We start from the raw sequence: 24,628 nt of genomic DNA on the forward strand, positions 1-24,628 counted from the left end.
TTTGCCGCGGCAATCTACACGACCTTCTCGCCAGACCATCTTGACTTCCATGCGAGCCTCGATGCGTATCGGGCCGCCAAGGCGAAGCTCGTGGCGAGAACAGTGGGCAGCGCCGCGAGTCACGCACGCCAACTGCCGCGCGTGGTGGTGGTGCATGCGAGTGACCCTGCCGTGCAGCCGTTCGCCGATGTGGCTGCGGCTGCCGGGTTGCAGGTGGCTCGCTTTGATGCTTACTCGGATCACGAGGTGCTGATCAACGGCGTGATGGCGGAGTTGCACCTCACGATGCCCGGACGCATCAATGCCGCGAACGCGGCCGCAGCGCTTACGCTCGTCGCCGCATGGGGCCTGCCACTCCCCGCAGCAATCGCCGCGGTTGAGGCTGAGGTTGGCCCTCCCGGCCGAAGTCAGCTGATCGAGGGCACGCAGCCGTTCCGTGTGATTGTCGACTTTGCGCACACAGGTCCATCACTGACGGCGTCGGTGGCGGTGGCGCGCGAGCTGTGCAGCCCCGAGGGGCGCCTGCTGCTCGTTACCGGTGCTGCAGGTGAGCGCGATCCTGGCCGACGTTCGGCGGTCGGGCAAGCCGCAACGGGTGCTGACTTGGTATGGATCGCCGATGAGGACCCGCGGGGCGAGGATCCTGATCGCATCGCGGAAGCCATTCGGTTTGCATTTCTTGCCGCCTCTCCGCTCCCAGGCAGCAGCCTCGAGATCCTTCATGACCGTGCCGCCGCTATTCGTGCGGCGATCGGCGCCGCCCAACCAGGTGACGTCGTGCTTCTGGCAGGGAAGGGGCATGAGCGAACGATTGAACGCCGCGGCGTTGACGAGGCCTGGGATGAGGCGGCGGCGGCGCGTAGCGCGCTCGCGTCGCTCGGCTATTCTCCGAAACTATGAGCATTGAGCCGCAGCCAGTAGAGAAGACGCCTCGGGCCAAGCGCCCCGCCGCGGATCCTATCGCCAAGGTCCGCGCACTTGCCCGACCGGTCGAGTCACTCCGCGAGGCGCTGCGTGACAAGGTGGCCGCGGGCATCGGTACGGCGGAGGCGGCACGCCTTGTTGATGATGCCTTCCTCTTCGCCGTAGAGGCACACGGCACACAGGTGCGTGCCTCGGGTGAGCCGTATGTAACCCACCCCGCTGAGGCGGCGCTGATCCTTGCCGATCTCGGGCTTGATGCAGCCACCCTCGTCGCCGCACTGCTCCATGACGTTCCAGAGGACACGTTGGTAACTACCGCCGAGATCGCAGAGCGCTTCGGCGATGAGGTCGGCACCCTCGTCGATGGCGTCACCAAATTGAGCAAGTTCTCTGCAATGAGCGCAGAAGAACAGCACGCCGAGAACATTCGGAAGATGTTCCTTGCCATGTCGCAAGACATTCGCGTGGTGCTGATCAAGCTTGGTGATCGGCTGCACAATATGCGCACCCTCGCCGCACTCCCCGCAGAGAAGCAGCGCCGCATTGCCCGGCAGACGCTTGAGATCTACGCGCCACTCGCAGAGCGTCTCGGTATCTGGCAGATGAAGTGGGAGCTCGAGGATCTCGCCTTCAAGGCGCTCGAACCCGAGCGGTATCACGAACTGGCGAGCTTGGTTGAGCTTCGACGGGACTTGCGTGCTGACTACGTTGATCGTGCCATCGCCATCCTCAAGCCTGAACTCGAGCGGGCTGGGATCGAGGCGGAGTTCTCCGGCCGCGCGAAGCACCTCTACTCAATCCACAAGAAGATGGCGCGGCGATCGAGCGACTTCTCGGAGATCTACGACGTCTACGCCATTCGCGTGATTGTCGAGAACCTTCGCGATTGCTACGCCGCACTCGGTGCGGTCCATAGCGTGTGGCGACCGATTCCGAATCAATTCGACGACTACATCGCCGTGCCGAAGAACAACCTCTATCAAAGTCTCCACACTGCGGTCGTGGCGCTCGACGGTCGCCCACTCGAGGTGCAGATCCGCACCAGGTCAATGCACGAGGTTGCCGAAGTTGGGATCGCCGCGCACTGGCGTTATAAGGACGGAACGCAACCAGACGCCGCTTATGACGCAAAACTCGCTTGGTTACGCCAACTTCTTGAGTGGCAGCGTGACGTCACCGACGCCTCAGAGTTCCTTGAGGGCGTTCGGCTTGATGTCTTCCAGGATCAGGTCTACGTCTTCACGCCGAAGGGTGATGTGAAAGAGCTTCCGGCCGGCGCAACGCCGCTCGACTTCGCCTATCTCGTGCATACCGATATCGGTCACCGTTGCATTGGTGCGAAGGTCAACAATCGCCTGGTGCCGCTGGAGTATCGATTGAAGTCGGGCGACATCATCGAGGTGGTAACGGCGCGCGGGAAGCATGGGCCGAGTCGCGACTGGCTTAATGTGGCCACTACGCGACAGGCCCGCAACAAAATTCGCCAGTGGTTTAAACACCAGGAGCGGGACGAGAATGTCCTGCACGGTCGTGAGTCTCTGGAGCGTGAACTACGCCGCCTCGCCCGCACCACCCTTGAGTCGATCGGCCGAGATCGCCTTGAGGAGGTCGCCAAGCAGTTGAACCAGGGGAGCGTTGATGATCTCTACGCGGGGATCGGCTACGGTGCCGTTGGTCCACAGCAGGTCGTCTCGCGGCTCGGCGTTGCCTCCGACGACGCGAAGTTACTGTTGCCGCTGAGCACGAGTGCAGCGGCGATCGCCCCAGCTGAGCGAACCGGCGGAATCCGCGTAAAGGGTGTGCCCGACCTGTTGACGCGATTTGGCCGCTGCTGCCGTCCACTCCCAGGTGACCCCATCGTTGGCTTCATTACGCGTGGCAAGGGGGTTACAGTGCACCTCGCCAGCTGCGACGCCGCAACCTCCGCCCGAGAGGCGTCGCGCCTCATTGATGTGGAGTGGGAGATGACGCCAGCCACCACGGAGAGCTACCGAGTGACGATTCGCGTGGAGGGACTCGACCGCACCGGCCTCTTCTCAGAGATCACCCAGGTGGTAGCAGAGCAGAAGGTGAACATCCTGTCCGCTACTGTGCAGACGACAGGCCAAACGAATGCGGAGATGTTGATGACCCTTGCTGTCGGCTCGATTAGCGAACTTGCCAGGCTGATGGCCCGACTTGAGCGCGTTCGTGGCGTTCGGAGCGTCTCGCGGGAGCAGCACCAGTGAGCGGCTTCCAGTCTCCTCGCGGACTTCGCGACCTGCTTGAGCCATTTGCGTCAGCGCACGGCTGGGCCACGGATCGCGCCTGGGCCGCCGCAGACGCCGCCGGGTACGCACGCATCGAGTTGCCTATCGCGGAGGAGAGCGCACTCTTCGAACGCGCCGTTGGTGGCACCTCAGACATCGTTGCGAAAGAGCTCTATCGCCTAGAGCCGCGTGGTGACGATGCGATCACCTTGGCGCTCCGGCCTGAGGCAACCGCGGGCGCCGTTAGGGCCTACATCGAACACGGCATGCGCTCACAGCCGCAGCCCGTGCGCATTGCAACTGTTGCGCAGCTCTTCCGCTACGACCGTCCGCAGAAGGGGCGCTATCGACAGTTCACGCAATTTGATATTGAGGCAATCGGCGACGGTGGACCAGGAATTGACCTCGAGGTGATCGAGCTCGGCGCCGCCTACCTGCGCGAATTGGGCCTTACTGATGTTGAAGTGCATCTAAACTCTGTCGGATGCCCAGCCTGCCGCCCTGACTACGTTGCGAGGTTGCGCGCTCACTTCACGCCGGTGTCGCAGGAGCTGACCGAGGTGGATCAGTCACGACTCGCCACGAACCCGCTGCGCCTTCTCGACTCGAAAGAGCCTGCGGTGGTCCGGCGTGCAGCGAGCGCACCTGTGATTACCGATCACCTCTGCGCCGAGTGTGCGGCGCATTACACGGCGGTCACCGCGGGACTGGCGACGATTGGCACCACTGTTCTCCCAGCGCCGCGACTGGTTCGCGGCCTCGACTACTACACCCGCACCGCGTGGGAGTACCTCCTCCCGGGAGAGCAGGGTCAGCAGGGGGCGCTCGGCGGTGGCGGTCGCTATGACGGACTCGTCGAACTACTCGGGGGCACGCCAACCCCTGCGATCGGTTTTGCCATCGGCATCGACCGTGTTGTGCTCGCGCTTGCGGCGCGCGGACTTCTACCCGCAGCCGCGAGCGGCCCCGCACTTGTGGTCGCGGGCATTGAGCCCGATTCGGTGGCGAGCCGCGTGGCGATCGCCGGCGAACTGCGAGCTGCGGGGGCGAGCGCACGTGCCGACGTCAGCACACGCAAGATCGGCAAGCAGCTGGAGGGCGCCGTGCGCGATGGCGCGTTGGCGGTCATCATCGTCGAGCCAGATGGGCGCCTCACCTTGCGAGATCTCGTCAAGGCGAGTCAGGCGGAGCCAGCGGAGCGTGGCGGCGTGATCGCCGCGGCACTTCGCCTGGTGCAGAACGAGGGGTAGCATGACCGACGCGGCAAAGCTGACCACGGGCCTACGGAGCGACGTCTGCGGCGCACTGCGCCCAAGCGACGTTGGTCGACGCGTACGGCTCGCCGGTTGGGTCCACCGCCGACGTGACCACGGCAGCCTCCTCTTCATTGACCTTCGCGATCGCTATGGCATCGTTCAGGTGGTCGTTGACGCCGCCGTCGCCCCCGAAGCGCACGCCGCCCTCACCGACGCGCGGAGCGAGTGGGTGATCGCCGTTGAGGGGACCGTCGCAGCACGACGTGCGGGTACCGAGAACGAGAAGCTCGCCACCGGCGGCATTGAGGTCGCGGGTGAGAGCGTGACCGTGCTCTCACAGGCCAAGACCCCACCCTTCTATATCAATGACACCGACACCCCCGTCGACGAGAGCCTGCGGCTGAAGTACCGCTACCTCGACCTGCGCCGTGAGCCACTGCGCGACCGGATCCTCCTGCGCAGCGCGATGGTGCAGGCCATTCGCGAAGTGCATCACGAGCACGGCTTTGTTGAGGTAGAGACGCCAATCCTGATCAAGTCGACCCCTGAAGGGGCGCGGGACTTTATCGTGCCATCACGGCTGCAGCAGGGGAGTGTCTATGCGCTGCCGCAGTCGCCGCAGCAGATGAAGCAGCTCTTGATGGTCGCGGGCTTTGACCGCTACTTCCAGATCGCCCGCTGCTTCCGCGACGAGGACCTGCGCGGCGATCGTCAGCCAGAGTTCACCCAGCTTGACATCGAGATGAGCTTTGTGGACGAGGCGAGCGTGCGCGCCTACGTCGAAGCGATGGTGATCCAGGTGACGAAGCGCATCCGACCCGATCGCCCAATTCAGCAGCTGCCCCTGCCAACCTTCACCTACGACGAGGCGATGGAGCGCTACGGCTCCGACAAACCCGACATTCGCTTTGCGATGGAGTTGATCAATCTCGGTGCAGTGCTCCCTGAGAGCACCGGATTCAAGGTGTTCGATGAGACACGCGCCAGCGGTGGACGCATCCGCGCCATTCGCGTTGCCGGCCGCGGTGCGATCACTCGTTCCGATGTTGATGACCTTACCGAGCGCGCCAAGCGCTACGGCGCGAACGGCCTCGTCTGGATTGCGTTACAGCCGGATGGCGAGGTTCGTTCGCCGATTGCCAAGTTCCTCTCCCCAGAAGCAACCGCCGCACTCTGGTCGGAAACGGGCGGCAAAGCAACGCATGCCGAGGGTGACCTGCTCCTGATCGTCGCTGGTCCGCGCATCCTCTCGGCCGAAGTACTTGGTCGTCTGCGCGTCGAGGTTGCGCTCGAGATGGGACTCGCCGATCCCGATGTGCTCGCCTTCTGTTGGGTGCACCGCTTCCCGATGTATCAGTGGGAGTCCGAGTCGGGTCGATGGGATGCAACGCACAATCCATTCTCCGCGCCTGTTCCCGAGCATCTCAACCTGCTCGCCACCACGTCGGGCGATCCTGCGAAGCGCAGCGAGAGCGATCCCGCTTCCGGAGCACTTGCGCAGCAGTACGACATTGTGCTCAACGGCTGGGAGCTTGGTGGGGGCTCGATTCGCATCCACGACCGCGCACTCCTCGAGCGTTCCTTCGCACTGATGGGTCACTCACTTGAGGATGCACGAGCAAAATTTGGTGCGCTGCTCGATGCCTTCGAATACGGCGCACCGCCACACGGCGGCATCGCCATCGGCGTTGAGCGATGGGCGGCGCTGCTCGCCGGCCAGATCAACATTCGCGAAGTGATGGCCTTCCCGAAGACGCAGTCGGGAAGCGACCTGATGCTCGAAGCGCCATCTGAGCCAGACGCGAAGCAGTGGGCCGAACTCGGCCTCTCGGTGCGTTCAGTTAAGAGCTAGCGCTCCTCGGCCTGGGCGCCGCGCCGCTCCCAAGGGTCAACGGCGTTGGTATCCGCAGGTGGCGCTTCGTAGGCCAGCGCAGCGCGGCCATCAGAGGGGCTGACCGCACCCTCATCGCCGCACTCCAACTGCATCTCGGGCAAACCGGCGTGCTCGATGGGTGTGAGACGAATCGGGCCACTCTCTCCATTTCGCGCTGCGACGAGTACCTGCTCGCCCTGTCGGCCATGCCCTGAAATCAGCGCCGTAATCGTCTCCGGATCAACGCCCGCATGGCTCAACGGCAGGGTGATCACCGCCGTCGTCCCTGCGACCTCACCGAACGCATCTGCGGCCACAGCGGCGTGCTCGCCCGAGAGGGTGGCGCGGCTCAAGGTGGGCGCGACTTCGCCCGTCGTGAGGCCCGAAATAAGGATCGGATGTGCACCGCCAGACCAGGCGGCCTCAACCAGTCGCGAGAGCTCTGGGCGGGCGACCCCAGGGGCTATCGGAGGGCCTGAAATGATGATGTGCGCAGCAACGGTCATGCCGAGAAGTATACGGGTCGGCGAAGCGTGCGAGAATCTCCCGATGACCACAGTTAATCCACCCGCAGGTCTCGTCGCGCAAACCGGCATCCGCACGGTCGGTATCGTCGCGCACGTTGACCATGGCAAGACCACCCTGGTCGATAGCCTCCTCCGCCAGAATGGCGCCTTCCGAGCCAATGCAGAGCTTGTTGAGCGCGTCATGGATAGCGGTGACCTTGAGCGCGAGAAGGGGATCACGATCCTCGCCAAGGAGACCGCCATCGACTTCAAGGGGGTCCGCGTCGTCATTGTCGACACCCCAGGGCACGCCGACTTCGGCGGAGAGGTGGAGCGAAGCCTCCTCGCCGTAGATGCAGTCCTCCTCTTGGTGGATGCCTCCGAGGGGCCACTCCCACAGACGCGCTACGTCCTCTCGAAGGCACTGGCTCGATCGCTCCCCGTCATCCTCGTCATCAACAAGATCGACCGCCCCGATGCGCGCATCAAGGAGGTGATCGACGAGGTCTACGAGCTCTTCCTTGACCTCGGTGCGAACGAGCAGCAGATCGACTTCCCAATCGTCTATACGAATGCCCGTGCCGGTACCGCCACGCGTGACATGGAGCAGCCTGGCACCGACCTGATCCCACTCCTCGACTGCGTTCTCGTTACCGCCCCCGCACCGATGCACGAGCCAGGCCACCCACTGCAGGTGCTGATCACGAACCTCGCCGCGAACGACTTCGTCGGCCGTATCGCTGTCGGTCGCATTCGCAACGGTATTGTCCGCAAGGGTGCCAAGATCACCATCATTCGCGAGGGGAGCGCCGTCAGCGGAACCGTCACCAGCCTCACCCTGCCGCAGGGGATCGAGCGCGTCGAAGTTGCTGAGGCCGGCCCTGGCGAAATCGTTGGCATTGCTGGGCTCGCCGACGTTGAGATTGGTGAGACGATCACCGACCCAGCTGATCCGCGCCCACTTGAGCGACTCCATGTTGATCCGCCAACGCTGCAGATGACCTTCGGCGTCAACACGAGCCCGATCGGTGGCAAGGACGGAAAGTTCCTCACCTCACGACAGTTGAAGGCCCGACTCGAAAAAGAGGTGCTCGGCAACCCTGCGATTGAGGTCAGCCCTACCGACTCAGGCGAAGCATTCCAGGTGCGCGGCCGCGGCGAGCTGCAGCTCGCGATCCTCGTTGAGCAGATGCGTCGCGAAGGATTTGAGGTTGAGGTCTCACGACCGGAGGTGCTGCTTCATCGAACCGAGAACGGCATTGAGGAGCCATTTGAGCAGCTCACGATCGACGTGCCAGTCGACTTCGTTGGTGTCATCACCGGCATCATGGCTGAGCGTCGTGCGCGCATGGAGAACATTTCGCACGGTGCAGACGGTCGCGCCCGCGTTGACTTCTTGATTCCAACGCGCGGCCTGATCGGCGTACGCGGTCGCATCCTGACCGAGACGCGCGGCACCGCACTGATCCATCAGCTCTCCGCTGGCTACAAGCCGTGGGTTGGCGAGATCCCACATCGCACGAACGGCTGCCTCATCTCCGACCGCACAGGTATGACCACTGGCTATGCGCTCTACGGCATTCAGGAGCGCGGCGAACTCTTCGTCAATGAGGGCGAGCAGACCTATGAGGGGCAGATCATTGGCGAGAGCGCGAAGCCTGGCGACATGGATGTGAACGCGGTCCGTGAGAAGAAGCTCACCAATATGCGCACTCACTCGCACGATGAGGCGATTCGCTTGACCCCGCCGCGCCGTATGGCGCTAGAGAACGCCCTCGAGTTCATCGGCCCAGACGAGCTCATTGAGGTGACCCCTTCAGCGCTGCGCCTGCGCAAGCGCCTGTTGAACGAGAACGACCGGCGCCGTGACGCGGGCCGCCGCGCCGAAATGCGGGAGTCACAGTAGCCTTCGTTCGATGACGCCAATCCGACTCTTCCTGGACCACGCGGCGGGATCGCCGACGCTCCCAGAGGTTGTTGACTTGATGGCGGACCTGCAGCGTGCTGGCATCGGCAATCCAAACGGCGGCCACACCGAGGCTCGACGGGCACGAGCAATCCTTGATGACGCGCGGGCCAGCCTCGCCCAAGATTTCAGCGTGGAGCCGCGACAGATCACCTTTACGGCTACCGCCTCGGAGGCGCTCGCCCTCGGCCTCCACTCCGCCTTGACGCCGGCCCTCACCCTCGTCACGACGGCGGGGGAGCACCGCGGATCTCGCGCCCTGGCGGCCCAGCATGCTGCCGCGGGCGGCGCTGTGGAGCTGCTCGCCCTCGACCCGCACGGTGTGATGCAGGTTGCAGCGCTACGCGCCGATCGCGCTGAAGCCGTGGGGCTCTTCGCGCTCGCCTCAGGTGAGGTCGGCACCATCCAGCCATGGGCAACGTTCGTCACTGGATGGCGTGCATCCGGCGGCAGAGCTCTCGTGGTTGATGCGGTACAGGCTGCCTACCACCACGCGCTTGACGCCCAATCGACCGGAGCTGCGCATCTTGTTGTTGGCTCCGCCAAGGTCGGCGGGCCGTTCGGCATCGCCGCGTTGATCAGTGCGGCAGATGCTAAGGTGCGGCCACTCGTCGTTGGCGGCGGTCAGGAGCGCGGGCGTCGCGGTGGTACCGAGGCCGTTGTGCTCGCCGCGGGATTCGCCGCCGCGTATCGCGCGCACCGTCTCCACTCCGTACAGACACGCCAGCACCTCACTGCGCTCACCAACGCTTTTGATGATGCGCTCGGCCCACTTGCTTCGCTCGGGCTGGTGCCGACCGGCGCACCATTTAGATCTGAGACGCGCCTCACTGGCCATCGTTCATATGCGGCGGGCTGGGCGCTCGGCGACGATCTCGTCGCTGCACTCGATCATGCGGGAATTGCCGCTTCGACAGGGTCAGCGTGCATTAGCGGATCCCGCGAGCCCTCTGAGGCACTCCGCGCAATGGGGCATAGCGAGGGTGAATCACGTGGTGGCCTACGCCTCACCATTGGGCGCGCCTGCACAGTGGAGGAGGCACGCCACGCGGCAACGGTGGTGCGCTCCGTGCTAGAGCGTGTGCGCACGGCGGTGCCAGCATGACGCTCACAACATCACCGCTCGGCGCGCTCCCTGCAGGTTGGCAGGCGGCACCAGAGGCAGTCGCACCGGAGCGCGTACTCGTTGCACTCTCAGGTGGGGTCGACTCATCAGTGGCTGCTGCTCTCTTAGTTGAGGCGGGCCACGAAGTGGTGGGCGTGTGGATGCGACTGCACAGCGTCGCCGATCAGCGTGATGGACATCGCAAGAGCTGTTGCACCCTTGATGCCGCCGATGATGCGCGTCGCGTTGCCGACCATCTCGGCATCCCGTTCCACATTCAAAACCTTGAACAAGAGTTCGCCGATGCCGTCTTGGAGCCATTTGTTGCGGCGTATCAGAGCGGTGAGACGCCAAGCCCCTGCGTTGGCTGCAATACGGCGGTGAAGTTCGGTGCACTCGTTGGCAAGGGGAGCGCCCTCTTCGGCTGTGATGCTGTTGCCACCGGGCACTATGCACGTCGCGCCGTCTCCGATGACGGGCGCTCCTGGCGACTGCGTGCCGCTGTTGATGCCGAGAAGGACCAGACATACTTCTTGCACGGACTCGACAGTGCTGCAATCGCGCGCGCGCGTTTCCCGCTCGGCGGCATGACGAAGCCCGAAGTGCGCGAGGTAGCCCGGTCACGTGGTCTCGTCACCGCAGAGAAGCCGGAGAGCCAAGAGATCTGCTTCGTTCCAGATGGTGATTACCGCAGCCTTCTGAGTGAACGCGGCGCTGCACGCGGCGAGGGTGAGGTCGTTGACGAATCTGGCGCTGTTGTTGGAACGCATGCCGGAAGCGAAGGGTTCACCATTGGGCAGCGCAGGGGCCTCCCCGGGAGCGGTGTCTCGGCGCGCTATGTCAGCTCTGTAGATCCAGTGACGAATCGGATCACCGTTGCGCCACGTGCAGCGCTCGACGTGCGCAGCATTCCACTTGTCGAGGCCGCAACACCAGAGGGGCTCATTGCCAGCGGTGCGCAGGTGCAGGGCCTGGCGCGTATTCGACATCGCGGTGCGCTTGCGCAGGGCACAGTGACGGGCCTTGGTGGCGGTGCCGCAACACTTGCGTTGAACGATCCGCTCTGGGCGCCGTCGCCAGGGCAGACGGTGGTGCTCTACGACGGGGAGACGCTTGTGGCCGGCGCGCGAATCGCCCGCCTACAACGCTCCGCATGATTGAGCCGGCGCCGCTCCTTATTGCCCTCTCGGTTGGTGTCGCGTTGCTGGCTGGGTGGCTCCTTTCCGCGCGCGCAGCCCTCCCTGTTGGGCTCCTCGGTGCAGTCGTCGGCGCCCTCCTCTTTCAGGTGGCGGCAGAGCGCCTGTTGGGCGGGCTCTACCCCGTGGGCGGCACGGCGTGGCCAGCCCCGCTCATTGGTGCGCTGCTTGGTGAGCGGCTGACCGCACGGATTGCGACCGATTGGGAGCGAGGACAGCGACCCTAAGGCGGCGATCCCCTCGGGTACACTCCGAGCGTGGAACGCGATCCCCGAATCCCAACGCAGAGCGCCGCCGAACTTCGGTCTCGGTTCGTGGCGTTCTTTGAGGCGCGTGGGCACACCCAGGTGCCGAGCGCCTCTCTCGTTCCCGCTGGCGACGCCACCCTCCTCTTCACGAACTCGGGGATGGTGCAGTTCAAAGAGCTCTTCAGTGGTGCTGAGACCCGCTCGTATCGCCGCGCCGTCGACTACCAGCGCTGCCTCCGTGTAGCGGGGAAGCACAACGACTTCGAAGAGGTCGGCCGAACGCCACGACACCACACCCTCTTTGAGATGCTCGGCTCATGGTCGTTCGGCGACTACTTCAAACGCGACGCGATCCTCTGGGCCTGGGAGTTCCTCACCGTCGAGGCGGGGATCCCTGCCGATCGCCTCGCGGTCACGGTGTATAGCGATGACGACGAGTCGGCCGACATCTGGTTGAAGGAGGTTGGCGTGCCCGCCGATCGACTCGCACGATGGGGCGACGTCGACAGGGGGAACGACGCCAACTTCTGGCGCATGGCAGAAACGGGTCCATGCGGCCCCTGCTCAGAGATCCACTTCGATCGTGGTGCAGATCTCTCGTGCGGTGCCGACTGTCTCCCAGATCACTCCGAGCACTGCCCGCGTTGGCTTGAGGTGTGGAATCTCGTCTTCATGCAGTACGAGCAGCACCCTGATGGCCGACGCACCGAACTCCCGTTCAAGAGCGTCGATACTGGTATGGGCCTTGAGCGACTTGCCAGCGTTTCGCAGCAGGTGCTCTCCAACTACGACACCGACCTCTTCCTGCCGATCCACGCGGCGATGCGCAAGATCACGAAGCACTCGATGGCCGAGTTTGACGCGCAGCGCTTCAGCTATCAGGTGATTGCCGATCACTCGCGCGCCGTGACCTTCTTGCTCGCCGACGGCGTGCGACCAGGGAATGAGGGGCGTGGCTACGTCTTGCGCCGCATCATCCGTCGCGCGGTGCGCCATGCGCGACTCCTCGGCATCACTAAGCCATTCCTTGGCGCAATCGCCCGGGAAGTCGTGGCGATCATGGGGCCTTCGTATCCGTACCTGCACGATGGAGAGACAGCGATCCTTGAAGGGATCGAGCGCGAAGAGGCGCAGTTCGCACGCACGCTCGATGCCGGTTCGAGCCTGCTCGGCGATGCGCTCGCCGAACTCGGCGCAGGGGAGAGCGTCGTTGGCCGTCGCGCCGATGATCTACCCGCTGCAAGTCCAACGCTCGGCGGCGAGATTGCCTTCAAGCTGCACGACACCTACGGCTTCCCGATCGATCTCACCGTTGAACTCGCCGCTGAGCGCGGTGTCGCTGTTGATCGCGCCGGTTTCGAGAGCGCCCTTGCCGAGCAGCGTGAACGCAGCCGCGGCGGCAAGAAGGCCGCCCTTGCGGAGATCGCCGTCACGACCGCGCTCTATGAAGAGATCCTGCGACGTGTGAGCGAAACGGAGTTCGTCGGCTATGAACAACTTGACGCTGAGAGCACAATCATGGCTCTCCTTCGTGACGGCGCCGAGGTCACTTCGTTGGCGGCAGGCGACGAGGGGCAACTGATTGTTGGTCGCACCCCGTTCTATTCGGAGCGCGGCGGACAGGTTGGTGATGCGGGGCAAATCCTTGACGCGCGCGGGAAGCTGCTCGCGGAGGTCAGCGATACGCAGCGCCCAGTTGGCGTGCTCACCGTGCATACGATTCGCGCTGCGGCACCACTCAAGGTGGGAGATGCCGTCAGCATGCGTGTCGAGCCGGTACGTCGTGCCGCCACGATGCGCAACCACACAGCGACACACGTTCTACACCGAGCAATCCGCATAATTGCGGGGGCAGATGCGAAGCAGCGCGGCTCGCTCGTGCACCCCGAATACCTGCGCTTCGACTATCCCCTGGAGCGCTCACTCACGCGCGATGAGTGCGATCAGACGGAGGCCGAGGTGCGACGAGCCATCCGAGAGGATATGGCGGTCGTCGTGGCGCAGATGAGCATGGGCGAGGCGGTCAAGGCTGGCGCCGACGCCTTCTTCGATGAGAGGTACGGCGAGGTCGTGCGCACCGTGCGCATGGAGGAGTACTCGCACGAGCTCTGTGGCGGCACTCACTGTCGCGCCACCGGCCAGATCGGGAGCTTCGTGATCACGAGCGAACGAAGCATCGGCTCTGGCCTCCGCCGTATTGAGGCGCTCACTGGGGCTGCCGCCGACGAATACTTGCGGCAGCAGTCGCGCACCCTTGAGGCGAGCGCTGAGGCGGCGGGCGCCCAAGATGCCCACACGGTGCCGCAGCGCATTGCCGCCCTGCAGGCGGAGTTGAAAGAGGCGAAGCGTCGCGCCAAGGCTGGCGGCTCAGCCCGTATTGACCTCGCCGCTCTCGCAACGCAGGCGACCAAGCAGGGCGCGCTCTCAATCCTTGTCGCGATGCTTGATGTTGAAGGTGACGAGGCCTTGAAGGAGGCCGCCAAGCAGCTCCGCAAGAAGATAGGCGCTGGTGTCCTTGCGCTCGTACGCCCCGCTGAAAGCCCAGAGATCTTCGTCACTGTTGAAGGGAGTGCCGCGCATGACGCTGGCGCACTCGCCGCCGCTGCGGCGACCGCACTCGGCGGGCGTGGAGGGGGACGACCGGTGATGGGGCAGGGTCGCGGCGCCGTTGGCAGCAGCGCTGACGAGGCGGTAAAAGCTCTCGCGCAGGCACTCGGCGTCGCGGTGACACGTTCGTGAGCGCTACGCCGCCACGCCGCTCCCTCGGCATCGATCTCGGCGAACGGCGAATCGGCCTCGCCATTCGTGAAGACTCCGCAGTACCGCGTGGAATCCCAACCATGATGCGTCGCCCCACCGCGTCAGCTGACGCCGAGCGACTACGCACGATCGTCGCAGAGGGGCGCGTGACGGAGCTTGTGGTGGGGCTTCCACTGCACAGCGATGGGAGCGTGAGCCCCCAGGCCACCGCCACACTGCACTGGGCGACCGAGGTTGCCGAGGCTCTGCAACTGCCAATCACCTTCGTTGATGAGCGCTACTCGTCGCAGCGCGCCGAGGCATCGCTCGGCCGCGCGGCACGGGGGAGCAACGGCGGCGCACCGGGTCCAGCCCGACGCGAGGCGCGCCGCGCTGCCGTCGATCAAGAAGCGGCACGGCTGATACTAGAAGATGCGCTCAATCCAGAGCTGCTCATCGATCCAACCACTCTGGCCGTTGACCTGAGAGAGTCAGCGACATGAAGCGCCCTGCCCTGGTGAAGTTAGCAGTAGGGCTCGCGCTCACTCTCGTTCTATTCCGCGTTGTCGCCCCATCACTGATAGGCGACGCACTCGTGACAGCCGGTGTGCGCTCACCAGGGATCGCCACGCTACCGATCATTAGCGACATCATTGAGGAGCGCCTCGGCACGCGCACAACCGAACCTGCCGGAAGCGACACCACCCTGGTAACGGTGGAAATTGCCGCAGGCACAGGTACTGCTGCCATTGCCAGCCAGTTGCACGATGCTGGGCTGATCGCCGACGAGATTGGCTTTATCTATGCGGTGCGCGTAGCTGGTCTCGACGGGAAACTTCAGGCTGGCATATTCAAAGTCGCAGCATCCATGACACCCGCCGAGGTTGCAACTGCGCTGACTGATCCGTATCGTGAGCCAATGCTCGGCGTCGATATTCGGGGTGGTCTTCGCATTGAGCAGATCGTGGCCAAGCTCACCACGCTTGAACTGCCGTTTGAGCCAGCAGATGTCTTGACCATCCTGCGCAAGCCGAGCGCCGCACTGATCGCCGATTACCCGTGGCTCGATCTACCGAAGGGGGGAACCCTGGAGGGCCGCCTCGGCTCAGGCTCCTTGAGCGTCCCTGTTTCGGCATCCGCGGAGACGTTCGTGCGCGTCCTGCTCGATCGCTTTGCAGAGCAGGTGCCCGAGAAATATCGCGGCAGCTCTGGGGGATATTCCTTTAATCAGATCCTGACGCTCGCCTCCATCGTGGAGAAGGAGGCCGCCGTGGATGATGAGCGGCCACGGATGGCCGGCGTCTACACGTATAGGCTGCAACTCGGGCAGGGACTCTTTGCTGACCCGTCCATCATTTGGGTTGCCGACTCCGCGGCGCTGCGCAAAATGAAGTTGTCAAAGTGGGCGAACTACGAATTCTGGAAGTTTCCAGCGAAGCCGTATTCGGGGCTGATCCCACCTCGCGTGCCAGCAGATCTCGTGCCGTGGAACACCTTCGTGCGTGGCGGCATTCCGCCAGCACCGCTCTGCTCTCCAACGTTGGCCTCCATCATTGCCGCGCGCGAGCCGAACTCGAGTCGCAAGGAGCTGTACTTCGTACTGATCCCAAACAGCGGTGGCCGACACGACTTCAGTAAGACGCTTGCCGAACATGAAGCGAAGGCTCGAAAGTACGGCTGGAAGTGATGCGCGCGCGCACAGCGCTGCCACTGTCGGGAGAGTTTGCTCTAGCCCCAACAGCGCACGATCTTGAACGATGGCACGCGTCCGATCATGCGGCGCGACCTGGCCGACTTGTCACGCTCCGAGCTCGTGCAGCAGAGGAGCGCCTCGATGCGCTGCTGCTGACCTCGCACGCCGATGCCCGCTACTTCTCGGGAATGGAGTTTGGACCGAACGAAGAGCCTGTTGCCGGTTCCAGTGGCTGGCTCTTGGTGAGCGGCGACGATCTCGCCGTGCTCGTTGACTCGCGCTACACGGTGCAGGCGCGACGCGAGTCGCCACTCGCTGCGGCACTCGACTATGGAAGTGACGCGGGCGAAACGATCGGGCGTTGGTTGGTGGCGCATGGCGTACGACGCTGCGGGCTCGACCCGCAGGCGGTGCGCCACGCCGTCTGGGAGCGCATCGGTGCGACTGCGTCTGGCGTGGAGCTTGTGGCGGTGAAGAGCTTCGGCGGCGTTCAACGGGCCCGCAAAGAGCCAGCCGAGATCGAGCGCATTACTGCGGCTTGTGCCGTTGCGGACCGTGCGCTTGCGCGCCTCTTGCCGCAGATTCGACCTGGCGTCACCGAGGTGGCGCTAGCGTGGTCGCTCGAGCGCGGCATGCGCGAGGACGGCGCCGAGGCACTCGCCTTCGATGTGGCCGCCCTGGCTGGCGGCAACGCCGCGCTGCCACATGGGAGCCCAAGCGCACGTACATTGGTGCGCGGCGAAGTAATCCTCTTCGATTTTGGCGCGCAGGTTGCCGGTTACCGCAGCGACATGACCCGGACCCTCTTTGTGGAAGCTGCGAGTGATGCGGATCTAGCACTCTACGAACAGGTGCATCGCGGGCAGGCGGCAACCCTCGACCTTTTGCGACGCTCCATCGCTGGGCCCAGCGCCGCGATGCCTTCAGGTCGCAGTTGCGACGAAGAGACGCGGCGAGCCATGGGCGCTGGCGTGGGTATCTACGACCACGGTCTCGGCCACGGCATTGGGCTGCAGACGCACGAGGCCCCCAGCCTCTACCGTGCCGCAAGCGCGGATCCGCTCCCGTCGCCAACGGTCTTTAGCGTTGAGCCTGGCATCTATCTCGAGGATCGGATCGGCATACGTATTGAAGACCTTGTTGCCGTTGATGCCACGAAGGGAACGCTGCAACTCCTGACGTGCTTCCCGTCAGATCCCATAATCGTCGGCTGACGGCTAGAATGCAGAAGATGCACACGGCGCCGCAGCGTTCGGCCCAGTGGAGGAGAGTTCGACATGATCTCAACCGGTGAACTGAAGAAGGGTGTCGTCATTGAGCTTGAGGGTGACCTCTGGCAGATCCTTGACTATCACCACATCAAGATGGGGCGCGGCTCTGCGCAGGTTCGCATCAAGTTCCGCAACGTCCGCAAGCAGTCCATCGTTGAGAAGACCTTCCAGGCAGGCGAGAAGTTCCCGCGCGCTACGATGGAGCGCCGTACAGCGCAGTTCCTCTTCTCCGAGGGCGACGACTACACCTTCATGGACACAGAGACCTACGACCAGTTCGTGATCACCGCTACGCAGCTCGGAGATGCGAAGGACTACATCAAAGATGGCCTCCAGCTTGATCGCGTCAGTTACGAGAGCGAGACGCTCGGCGTTGAGCTGCCGATCAACCTTGATCTCACCGTGACCGAGACCGACCCAGGATTCGCTGGTGACACGGCGACTGGCACACGAAAGCCGGCAACCCTTGAGACAGGTCTGGTCGTCCAGGTACCGCTCTTCGTTAGCGTGGGTGACGTCATTCGCGTTGATACACGAACGGGCGAGTACCAGACGCGCGTCTGAACCAGTTTGACGCTCCCGTCGAGGCGCTCAGCGTCTCCGATGTCGCCGCCCGCATTAAGGAGCGCATCAGCGCCGACCCGTCGTTAACCGATTGTGTTGTCGTTGGCGAGGTGCAGAGTGCCATGCGCAGCTCCGCTGGACATGAGTACCTCACCCTTCGAGATGAAGAGTCAACACTCGATGTAGTTCGCTTCCGCGGAGCGATTCGCCCGGGTGAAGAGACGCCAGCGGTCGGCGAGATTGTTGTTGTCCGTGGGCGCATCGATCTCTATAGCCCGCGGAGCCGCTATCAACTCGTTGCCACATCCGTGGAGCGGGCCGGTGGCATGGGCCTCCTCTCGCGAGAGCTTGAGGCACTGAAGCGCACGCTGCAGGCGGAGGGCCTCTTTGACGTGGCACGTAAGCGGCCGATCCCGCATGCGCCACGCGGCATTGGTCTGATCACCTCCACCTCTGGTGCCGTGCTGCACGACGTGTTGCGAGTGCTGCGCCGCGAGGCGCCGCTCGCACGTTTGGTCGTTGTACATACCGCGGTGCAAGGTGCGGGCGCCCCCGAAGAGATCGCCAAGGCGATCGCACGAATCGATGCCTGTGCCGTGAAGGAGCGACGCAGCGGTCGCCCCGATGCCATCAGCGTGCTCCTCTTGGCACGAGGCGGCGGATCGAGTGACGATCTCGGCGCATTCAACGTTGAGGGGGTACTGCGCGCCATCGTCGCCGCTGCAACCCCAATCATCTCTGCGGTCGGTCATGAGTCGGATGTCACCCTTGCCGATCTGGTGGCTGACCTGCGCGCTGGCACACCGAGCATCGGCGCCGCCGCACTGTCGAGCGATCTACTGCAGTCGCGGCATGACATCGCGCGGCTGCGCGATCGCGGCGGTAGAGCGCTGGCGTTTGCTGTCGACCGTGCCGAGCGTCGCCTGCACGAGGTGGCGCGAGCCCTTGATGATGTCAGTCAGCTCGACCGGATCGAGCGAGCGCAAGAGCGCGTCGCGCAGCTCTCCGACGACCTGACCCGCGCGGCCCTCGCGAGCCTCCAGGGGGCCACCAACGCTTTGGGACAGCTAAACCTTCTTCTCGGTGCCCTCTCACCACTGCGGGTTCTCGCACGCGGATACGCGATTGTGGCGGGGGATGGGGGAAGGGCGGTACGCTCTTGGCGAGATGCCCCCATTGGGGCTTCGTTACATATCCGCCTGGCGCAGGGTGCCGTTCGGGCAACCGTGACAGAGCGAGCGAAGGAGGCGACCGATGGCGAAGCGTAAGGTCACCCCAGCGCGCGCCACCCGCCATGCAGCGACAGATGCGGCGCTTCCAGCAACCTTCGAGGCGACCGTTGCGGAACTCCGTTCCATCGTGGATGATCTCGAGACGCAAGACGCGGATCTTGAAGCCGCAGTAGGACAGTACGAACGGGGCGTCACGCTCCAGAAGCACGCTGAGGCGCAGTTGCAGGCGGCACGCCTGAGGGTGGAAGAGTTGCTCCCTGATGGATCAACGGCGCTGACCGACGACGAAGAGGAGGATGAGAATGCCTGACGAAGGGGTCGCACTGCGCGCAGTTGGCGCCGACTCGTTGCTCGCTCGCCTCGACGGCCCCGCTGGCCTCAAGGCGCTCTCCAGTGCTGAGCTTGACCAGATCGCTGAGCAGCTCCGGACCGCCATCATCGCTACGACCGCCGTTACGGGCGGACACCTCGGGCCAAGCCTTGGCGTTGTTGAGCTAACGGTCGCCCTTCACCGAGTAATGAACTCGCCGGTGGACCGCATCGTCTTTGACACCGGACACCAGGCGTACCCACACAAGTTGCTGACTGGCCGCCTTGCGCGGTTCGGTACGTTGCGCCAACTCGGCGGTATCGGCGGCTTCCCACGACGCACCGAGTCACCGCACGACGTCTTTGATGGCGGGCATGCCGGCACCGGAATTTCGATCGGCCAGGGGCTGGCGTTAGCGCGCGATGTTCGCGGCAGCAACGAGAAGGTCGCGGTCATCGTTGGCGACGCGGCACTGATGAGCGGCCTCAGCCTGGAGGCACTCAACGATATTGGCGATCGCGGCACACCGCTGCTGATCGTGCTCAACGACAACGAGATGTCCATCTCGCCGACGGTCGGCGCAATCTCCACGTACCTCTCAAAGGTGAAGCTTTCAGGTCGCTGGCGCGAGAGCAAGGGCTGGTACGACCGCACCATCTCGCGCGTGCCGCTCGTTGGCACGCAACTTGCTGCATGGTCGAAGAGCTTGCGCCGATCCGTCGTCTCCTTCGTGCAAGAGCCAGGACGCCTCTTTGAAGACCTCGGCATTACCTATGTCGGCGTGCTCGATGGGCACAACCGAGCGCAACTCGAAGAGGCATTCGCGAAGGCCTTCACCATGAACGGCCCAGTGATCGTGCATGTGCGCACGCAGAAGGGTCGCGGCTATCGCCCAGCGGAGGTCGACCCAATCACCTTCCACGGCGCAGCACTCCCCAAGGTTCCGGTTGGCGCCACCGACAGCTACGGGAAGGCGGGTGCGGATCCAATCGCGACGCCGGCCAAGGTACCGAACTACACCGCCTTCTTCGCCAGCGAGGTGATTGCCGCCGCTGCGACCGACCGGCGCATTGTGGCTATTACGGCGGGGATGCCGACGGGGACCGGGCTCGACAAGTTCGCTACCGCCTATCCAGATCGTTTCTACGACGTGGGCATCGCCGAGCAGCACGCCATTGCTGCGGCGACCGGTATTGCCATGGGTGGTGGCCGTCCGGTGGTCGCGATCTACTCAACCTTCCTGCAGCGAGCGTGGGACCAGATCGTGCATGATGTCTGCCAGAACGATCAGCCGGTGTTGATCGGGGTGGACCGTGCGGGCCTGGTTGGCGAAGATGGCACAAGCCATCAGGGCATGTTCATGCTGACCGCCCAGCGTCAGATTCCACGGCTCATTGTCGCCTCGCCGAAGGATGAGCAGCAGCTGCGCTCGCTTGTCCGCACCGCGCTGGCACAAGATCACCCATTCGCCCTGCACTACCCACGCGATAGCGTCGTCGGTGCCCCAGAGACCACTCCAAGCATCCTGCCCGTCGGCGTTTCGGAGGTGCTTGAAGAGGGGAACCAGATCGCGATCATGGCCTTTGGGCCAATCATTCAGCGCGTCGCGCCGATTGCCGCCCGCCTGCGCGCCGAAGGAATCTCCGTCGCGCTCATTAACGCCATCTGGGCCAACCCGCTTGATCACGCAATGGTGCGCCGCTACGGCGAGACCGCTGATTTGATTGTGACGCTTGAAGAGAGCGTGGAGGCTGGTGGATTCGGTGGTGCCGTTGTGGAATCGCTGGCAGCGCACGAAGCGGCAACCGGCCGCCGCGTCAAGGCTTCTATCGCCACGATCGGGATCCCGGCTGGCAGCTTCGTTGACCACGGCAGCGTTGCCGATCTCCGCACGCTGATCGGCCTCGATGAGGCTGGGATTGAGCGCCGTATCCGGGCCGCCTGGAGCGCGCGCAACCAGTAATCCCCACCACTCGCCGTGCCCCGCAGCCCCCGGCAGGGAACGCGAACGCTGTTTCCCATGTGCGATGATGTAGCCATGCGCCGCTTCGGTTTTGTCTACAATCCGACCAACGACCTTGCCCAAGAGGCGTGGGATGAGGCCGCCGGTTGGTGTGCCGCGAACGGCGTTGAGTGCTGGGGGCACGCGGCCGAAGAGGTTGCCGCTGTACGGTCGGCGCTCCCTGGCACCGAGGTCCTCATCTCCTTCGGTGGCGACGGCACCTTCCTGCGTGCCGCCTCTTCCGTAGCCGGTTCCACCACCCCGCTACTCGGCGTCAACCTGGGAAAGATCGGATTTCTTGCGCGCGCTGAGGCGTTCCAGGTCGAGGCGACTCTTGATGCGCTTCATGCCAAGCGCTGGACGACGCAGCCACGCATGGCGCTTCGCGCAACGATTCACTACGGCGACGGGCGCACCGAACAGCTCGACGCGCTGAACGACGTGGTCGTCGCTCGCGGTCGCCTTCCACGCGTCCTTCGGCTCGATGTCGCCGTAGGTGAGAGCCACCTGGCCACCTACATCGCTGACGGCGTCATCGTCTCCTCGCCAACAGGCTCAACCGGCTATTCGTTCTCGGCAGGCGGTCCGATCCTTGAGCCGACGAGTCGCAATCTTATCGTCACGCCGATTGCCGCCTATCTTGCAACGCTGCGCTCCGTCACCGTCTCTGCGACCCAAACAGTGACCTGCACGGTGGTGCAGGGTGAAGATGCGGTGGTCTCCATTGATGGTTGGATCGATCAGCCACTCAAGATTGGTGATCGCGTCTCCGTCACTGAAGCAGAGCAGCCAATCAACTTTGTCGAACTGCAGGGCGCCGCCCCATTCTGGGATCTGGTCCGCCAGAAGGTCGACCTCCTCCCACGGTGAGTGCGCCGAAGGGTTCGCATATTCGCGAGCTTGGCGTGGCGGGCCTCGCGATCATTGATGCGGTTCGTGTGGAATTTGGGCTCGGCCTCACCGTGCTCACCGGCGAGACTGGGGCGGGGAAGTCACTCCTCGTTGACGCTCTCGCGCTCGCGCGCGGTGGTCGCGGGGATTCAGGAGCGGTGCGTGCCGGATCCGACCGCCTCCGTGTCGATCTACAAATTTCAGCGCAGGGTCGCGACCAGATCGCCGTTCGCGAGGTATACGCCGAGGGGCGTTCCGTCGCCCGCATCGATGACGAGTTGGTGACAATCGGTCGCCTCGCTGTCGAGATCGGCCCACTCATTGATATTCATGGCCAACATGACCAGCAACGTCTCGGTGACCCTGGGCGGCAGCGCGAGTTGCTTGACCGATGGGCGAAGGCCGAGGGGCATCGTGCCGAGGTCGCCAGCCTCATTCAGCAGCGCAGCGCCTTGCACGACGAACTGCAAGGGCTCGGTGGTGATGACGCGCGGCGCCTGGCTCTCTTAGAGGTCGCACGTACGGAGCGAGACGACCTTGAAGCCGCCGAGGTTCGCGAGGGTGAAGAGGCGGAGCTCAAAGAAGAGTTGCGTCGCGCGTCAAACAGCGAGCGCATCTCTGCTCTACAAGACGAACTTCGGGAGGCACTAAACGAGGATCGCAGCGGTTTGCGCGCGCGTGCGGCGGGTGCCGAGCGAATCGCGCGGGAACTAGCGCGCCTCGATGTCGACGCCGCAACGCTGCAAGAGCGGATCAGCGCACTCTCCATTGAGATCGACGACCTTGGGCGCGAGGCTGCGGGACTCACACCCTTCGCCGGAGGATCGCGCAGCCTGGGTGAGCTTGAGGATCGCCTGGCGCTCCTATTGGCGTTGCAGCGACGCTTCCGCACCGACGAGGCGGGCCTCCTTGTGGCGCTCACGCGTGCACGCGAAGAGGTAGAGCGTCTCGATGGCGCCGAGGAGCGCCGGACTGCGATTACCCAGCAGCTCGCTACGCTCAACGCGCGCATTGGCGAAGCCGCCACTGCGCTACGAACCGTGCGACGCGCAGGTGCCGCCACGCTGACATCGGCGGTAAATGCGGCACTGACGGCGCTCGATCTCCCCCCAACGTTTGCGATCCCACTGGTACCTCGCAGCGGTACAGATGGCGACCCAGTTGTTGAAGGGGTGCCCTGCGCCGTTGATCAGGGGGGCGGAGACGAGGTCTCGTTCATGTTTGCCCCAAATGCGGGTGAGCCAGCCGGACCAATTGCCAAGATCGCCTCTGGCGGCGAGTTGAGTCGCGTCTCTCTTGCCATCGAAGAGGCGCTCAGCGACGCCAGCGAGGGGCGCACCCTGGTCTTTGATGAGATTGACGCTGGGCTCGGCGGACGGGCGGGAGAGACCCTCGGTCGAAGCCTGCGCCGCATCTCCGCGCAGCACCAGGTTCTCTGCGTTACCCATCTACCGCAGGTGGCGGCACAAGCCGATATTCATCTGCGCGTCTCAAAGCGCGAGGTCGATGGTCGCACTCTCACACAGGTACAGCGGCTCACCGATGACGAACGGGTTGTAGAACTTGCCGCCATGTTGGCCGGCGAGGGGGCTGGCAGCGGCGCAACCGCCGCCGCCAATGAGCTCTTGGCCAACGCACGTCGCGGTCGTTGATGCCCACAGCGTCACGGAGCGAGATTGATCGCCTGATTGACTCCTGCATCCTCTATCTCGGGGTAGAGCGCAACCTTGCACCGCGCACCCTCGCCGCCTACCGTGGGGACTACCAATCGTTTGCGGAATCCATCGGCGCGAGCGGTGCCTGGAAGACTTCAGCCAAAGCGGCGCAGGAGTGGATCGCCCAGCCTGGCAACGCGCTCTCCACCATGCGGCGGCGAGCCGCAGCGCTGCGCGTTCTCTATCGATTCGCTGAGGGCGAAGGGATCATTTCGCGCTCCATCAGTGATGAGATCGATCTGCCGCGGTCGCGACGTACCCTTCCAGCGGTGTTGGGCGTAGAAGAGGTTGAGCGACTACTCGCCGCGCTTGGAACTCCCACCGACGAGAGCGACGTCGCGCGTGCGAATGCGGCGCGGAACCGCGCACTCGGCGAACTCCTCTACGGATCGGGTGGTCGCGTCAGTGAGATCGTTGATCTGGACCTGGACTCCCTCGATCTAGACGACGGTTCAGTAAGGCTTTTCGGTAAGGGTCGACGGGAGCGCATCGTCCCCATCGGTGAGCCGGCACAGGATGCGATTCAGGCCTACCTCGGCCACTGGCGTGCGATTCATCAGCAGGCGCCGAGCCGTGCGAGCGGATCCACCCCGGAGCCGAAGGCGCTCCTCTTGGCGCGCGGCGGCGTGCGGCTGCGGCGGGAGTCGGCCTGGTCTGCGATTCGCACTGCTGCCGTGGCGGCAAGTCTCGGACGCGAGATCCACCCCCACACGCTGCGCCACTCATTTGCAACGCACCTCCTCGATGGCGGGGCAGACCTCCGCGTGGTGCAGGAACTCCTCGGCCATGCGGACATCGCAACGACCCAGCTCTACACCCATCTCCTCGGGAGCCACGTGCGGGATTCGTATCGGAAGGCCCACCCGAGGGCCTAGGCAGCCCACGAGG

The 24,628-nt window shown here is 64.2% G+C and carries 20 protein-coding genes; 19 read left to right on the forward strand and 1 reads right to left on the reverse strand.

What is annotated here, in order from left to right; genetic code table 11:
• The 4 genes from AC3LCN_RS03125 to aspS all read left to right on the forward strand — a co-directional run.
• Nucleotides 1–900, forward strand: a 900-nt coding sequence (locus tag AC3LCN_RS03125) for a glutamate ligase domain-containing protein (protein ID WP_488648631.1), incomplete at its 5' end; no start/stop codon positions are given.
• Nucleotides 897–3,152, forward strand: a complete 2,256-nt coding sequence (locus tag AC3LCN_RS03130; RefSeq protein ID WP_488648632.1) for a RelA/SpoT family protein — start codon at nucleotides 897–899, stop codon at nucleotides 3,150–3,152. The genes AC3LCN_RS03125 and AC3LCN_RS03130, both read left to right, overlap by 4 nt.
• Nucleotides 3,149–4,423, forward strand: coding sequence for a histidine--tRNA ligase (gene hisS, locus AC3LCN_RS03135; protein WP_488648633.1), 1,275 nt, complete (start codon nucleotides 3,149–3,151; stop codon nucleotides 4,421–4,423). Before AC3LCN_RS03130 ends, hisS begins: the two co-directional genes overlap by 4 nt.
• A gap of 1 nt (nucleotide 4,424) precedes the next feature.
• The gene (gene aspS, locus AC3LCN_RS03140) at nucleotides 4,425–6,281 is read left to right on the forward strand and encodes an aspartate--tRNA ligase (protein ID WP_488648634.1); all 1,857 of its coding nucleotides are present in this window, start codon (nucleotides 4,425–4,427) and stop codon (nucleotides 6,279–6,281) included.
• Here aspS and AC3LCN_RS03145 read toward each other — a convergent pair.
• Nucleotides 6,278–6,808 carry a hypothetical protein gene (locus tag AC3LCN_RS03145; RefSeq protein WP_488648635.1) on the reverse strand — a complete coding sequence of 177 codons (531 nt, stop codon included), beginning with the start codon at nucleotides 6,806–6,808 and terminating at the stop codon, nucleotides 6,278–6,280. The genes aspS and AC3LCN_RS03145 overlap by 4 nt on opposite strands.
• Nucleotides 6,809–6,851: 43 nt before the next feature.
• On the opposite strand from AC3LCN_RS03145, the gene typA reads away from it, so the two are divergent.
• The 15 genes from typA to AC3LCN_RS03220 all read left to right on the forward strand — a co-directional run bounded on the left by typA (nucleotide 6,852) and on the right by AC3LCN_RS03220 (nucleotide 24,615).
• A complete protein-coding gene (gene typA, locus AC3LCN_RS03150) occupies nucleotides 6,852–8,714 on the forward strand; it encodes a translational GTPase TypA (protein WP_488648636.1) in 1,863 nt (620 codons plus the stop codon).
• Nucleotides 8,715–8,724: 10 nt separating this feature from the next.
• A complete protein-coding gene (locus tag AC3LCN_RS03155) occupies nucleotides 8,725–9,879 on the forward strand; it encodes an aminotransferase class V-fold PLP-dependent enzyme (protein WP_488648637.1) in 1,155 nt (384 codons plus the stop codon).
• A complete protein-coding gene (gene mnmA, locus AC3LCN_RS03160) occupies nucleotides 9,876–11,036 on the forward strand; it encodes a tRNA 2-thiouridine(34) synthase MnmA (protein WP_488648638.1) in 1,161 nt (386 codons plus the stop codon). Before AC3LCN_RS03155 ends, mnmA begins: the two co-directional genes overlap by 4 nt.
• Nucleotides 11,033–11,302, forward strand: coding sequence for a hypothetical protein (locus AC3LCN_RS03165; RefSeq protein WP_488648639.1), 270 nt, complete (start codon nucleotides 11,033–11,035; stop codon nucleotides 11,300–11,302). Before mnmA ends, AC3LCN_RS03165 begins: the two co-directional genes overlap by 4 nt.
• Nucleotides 11,303–11,332: 30 nt before the next feature.
• Nucleotides 11,333–14,062 (forward strand): alanine--tRNA ligase, encoded by a 2,730-nt coding sequence (alaS, locus tag AC3LCN_RS03170; protein ID WP_488648640.1) that lies wholly within the window; start codon nucleotides 11,333–11,335, stop codon nucleotides 14,060–14,062.
• Nucleotides 14,059–14,565, forward strand: coding sequence for a Holliday junction resolvase RuvX (gene ruvX / locus AC3LCN_RS03175; RefSeq protein ID WP_488648641.1), 507 nt, complete (start codon nucleotides 14,059–14,061; stop codon nucleotides 14,563–14,565). The genes alaS and ruvX overlap by 4 nt, the downstream gene beginning before the upstream one ends.
• Entirely contained in the window at nucleotides 14,562–15,749 is a 1,188-nt protein-coding gene (mltG, locus tag AC3LCN_RS03180) for an endolytic transglycosylase MltG (RefSeq protein ID WP_488648642.1), read from the forward strand. Before ruvX ends, mltG begins: the two co-directional genes overlap by 4 nt.
• Nucleotides 15,749–16,969 carry a M24 family metallopeptidase gene (locus AC3LCN_RS03185; RefSeq protein WP_488648643.1) on the forward strand — a complete coding sequence of 407 codons (1,221 nt, stop codon included), beginning with the start codon at nucleotides 15,749–15,751 and terminating at the stop codon, nucleotides 16,967–16,969. The genes mltG and AC3LCN_RS03185 overlap by 1 nt, the downstream gene beginning before the upstream one ends.
• 63 nt (nucleotides 16,970–17,032) lie before the next feature.
• A complete protein-coding gene (gene efp / locus AC3LCN_RS03190) occupies nucleotides 17,033–17,590 on the forward strand; it encodes an elongation factor P (protein WP_488648644.1) in 558 nt (185 codons plus the stop codon).
• Complete coding sequence (gene xseA / locus AC3LCN_RS03195) at nucleotides 17,587–18,858, forward strand: exodeoxyribonuclease VII large subunit (RefSeq protein WP_488648676.1); 1,272 nt, start codon at nucleotides 17,587–17,589, stop codon at nucleotides 18,856–18,858. The genes efp and xseA overlap by 4 nt, the downstream gene beginning before the upstream one ends.
• A complete protein-coding gene (xseB, locus tag AC3LCN_RS03200; RefSeq protein WP_488648645.1) occupies nucleotides 18,845–19,132 on the forward strand; it encodes an exodeoxyribonuclease VII small subunit in 288 nt (95 codons plus the stop codon). The genes xseA and xseB overlap by 14 nt, the downstream gene beginning before the upstream one ends.
• Nucleotides 19,125–21,095 carry a 1-deoxy-D-xylulose-5-phosphate synthase gene (gene dxs / locus AC3LCN_RS03205; RefSeq protein WP_488648646.1) on the forward strand — a complete coding sequence of 657 codons (1,971 nt, stop codon included), beginning with the start codon at nucleotides 19,125–19,127 and terminating at the stop codon, nucleotides 21,093–21,095. The genes xseB and dxs overlap by 8 nt, the downstream gene beginning before the upstream one ends.
• Before the next feature lie 57 nt (nucleotides 21,096–21,152).
• Nucleotides 21,153–22,004 (forward strand): NAD(+)/NADH kinase, encoded by an 852-nt coding sequence (locus tag AC3LCN_RS03210; protein WP_488648647.1) that lies wholly within the window; start codon nucleotides 21,153–21,155, stop codon nucleotides 22,002–22,004.
• Nucleotides 22,001–23,677, forward strand: coding sequence for a DNA repair protein RecN (locus AC3LCN_RS03215; protein WP_488648648.1), 1,677 nt, complete (start codon nucleotides 22,001–22,003; stop codon nucleotides 23,675–23,677). The genes AC3LCN_RS03210 and AC3LCN_RS03215 overlap by 4 nt, the downstream gene beginning before the upstream one ends.
• A complete protein-coding gene (locus AC3LCN_RS03220) occupies nucleotides 23,677–24,615 on the forward strand; it encodes a tyrosine-type recombinase/integrase (protein ID WP_488648649.1) in 939 nt (312 codons plus the stop codon). The genes AC3LCN_RS03215 and AC3LCN_RS03220 overlap by 1 nt, the downstream gene beginning before the upstream one ends.
• The last annotated feature ends 13 nt before the right edge of the window (nucleotides 24,616–24,628 follow it).

It is taken from the genome of Candidatus Limnocylindrus sp. (assembly GCF_040397215.1).
GTDB lineage: Bacteria > Chloroflexota > Limnocylindria > Limnocylindrales > Limnocylindraceae > Limnocylindrus.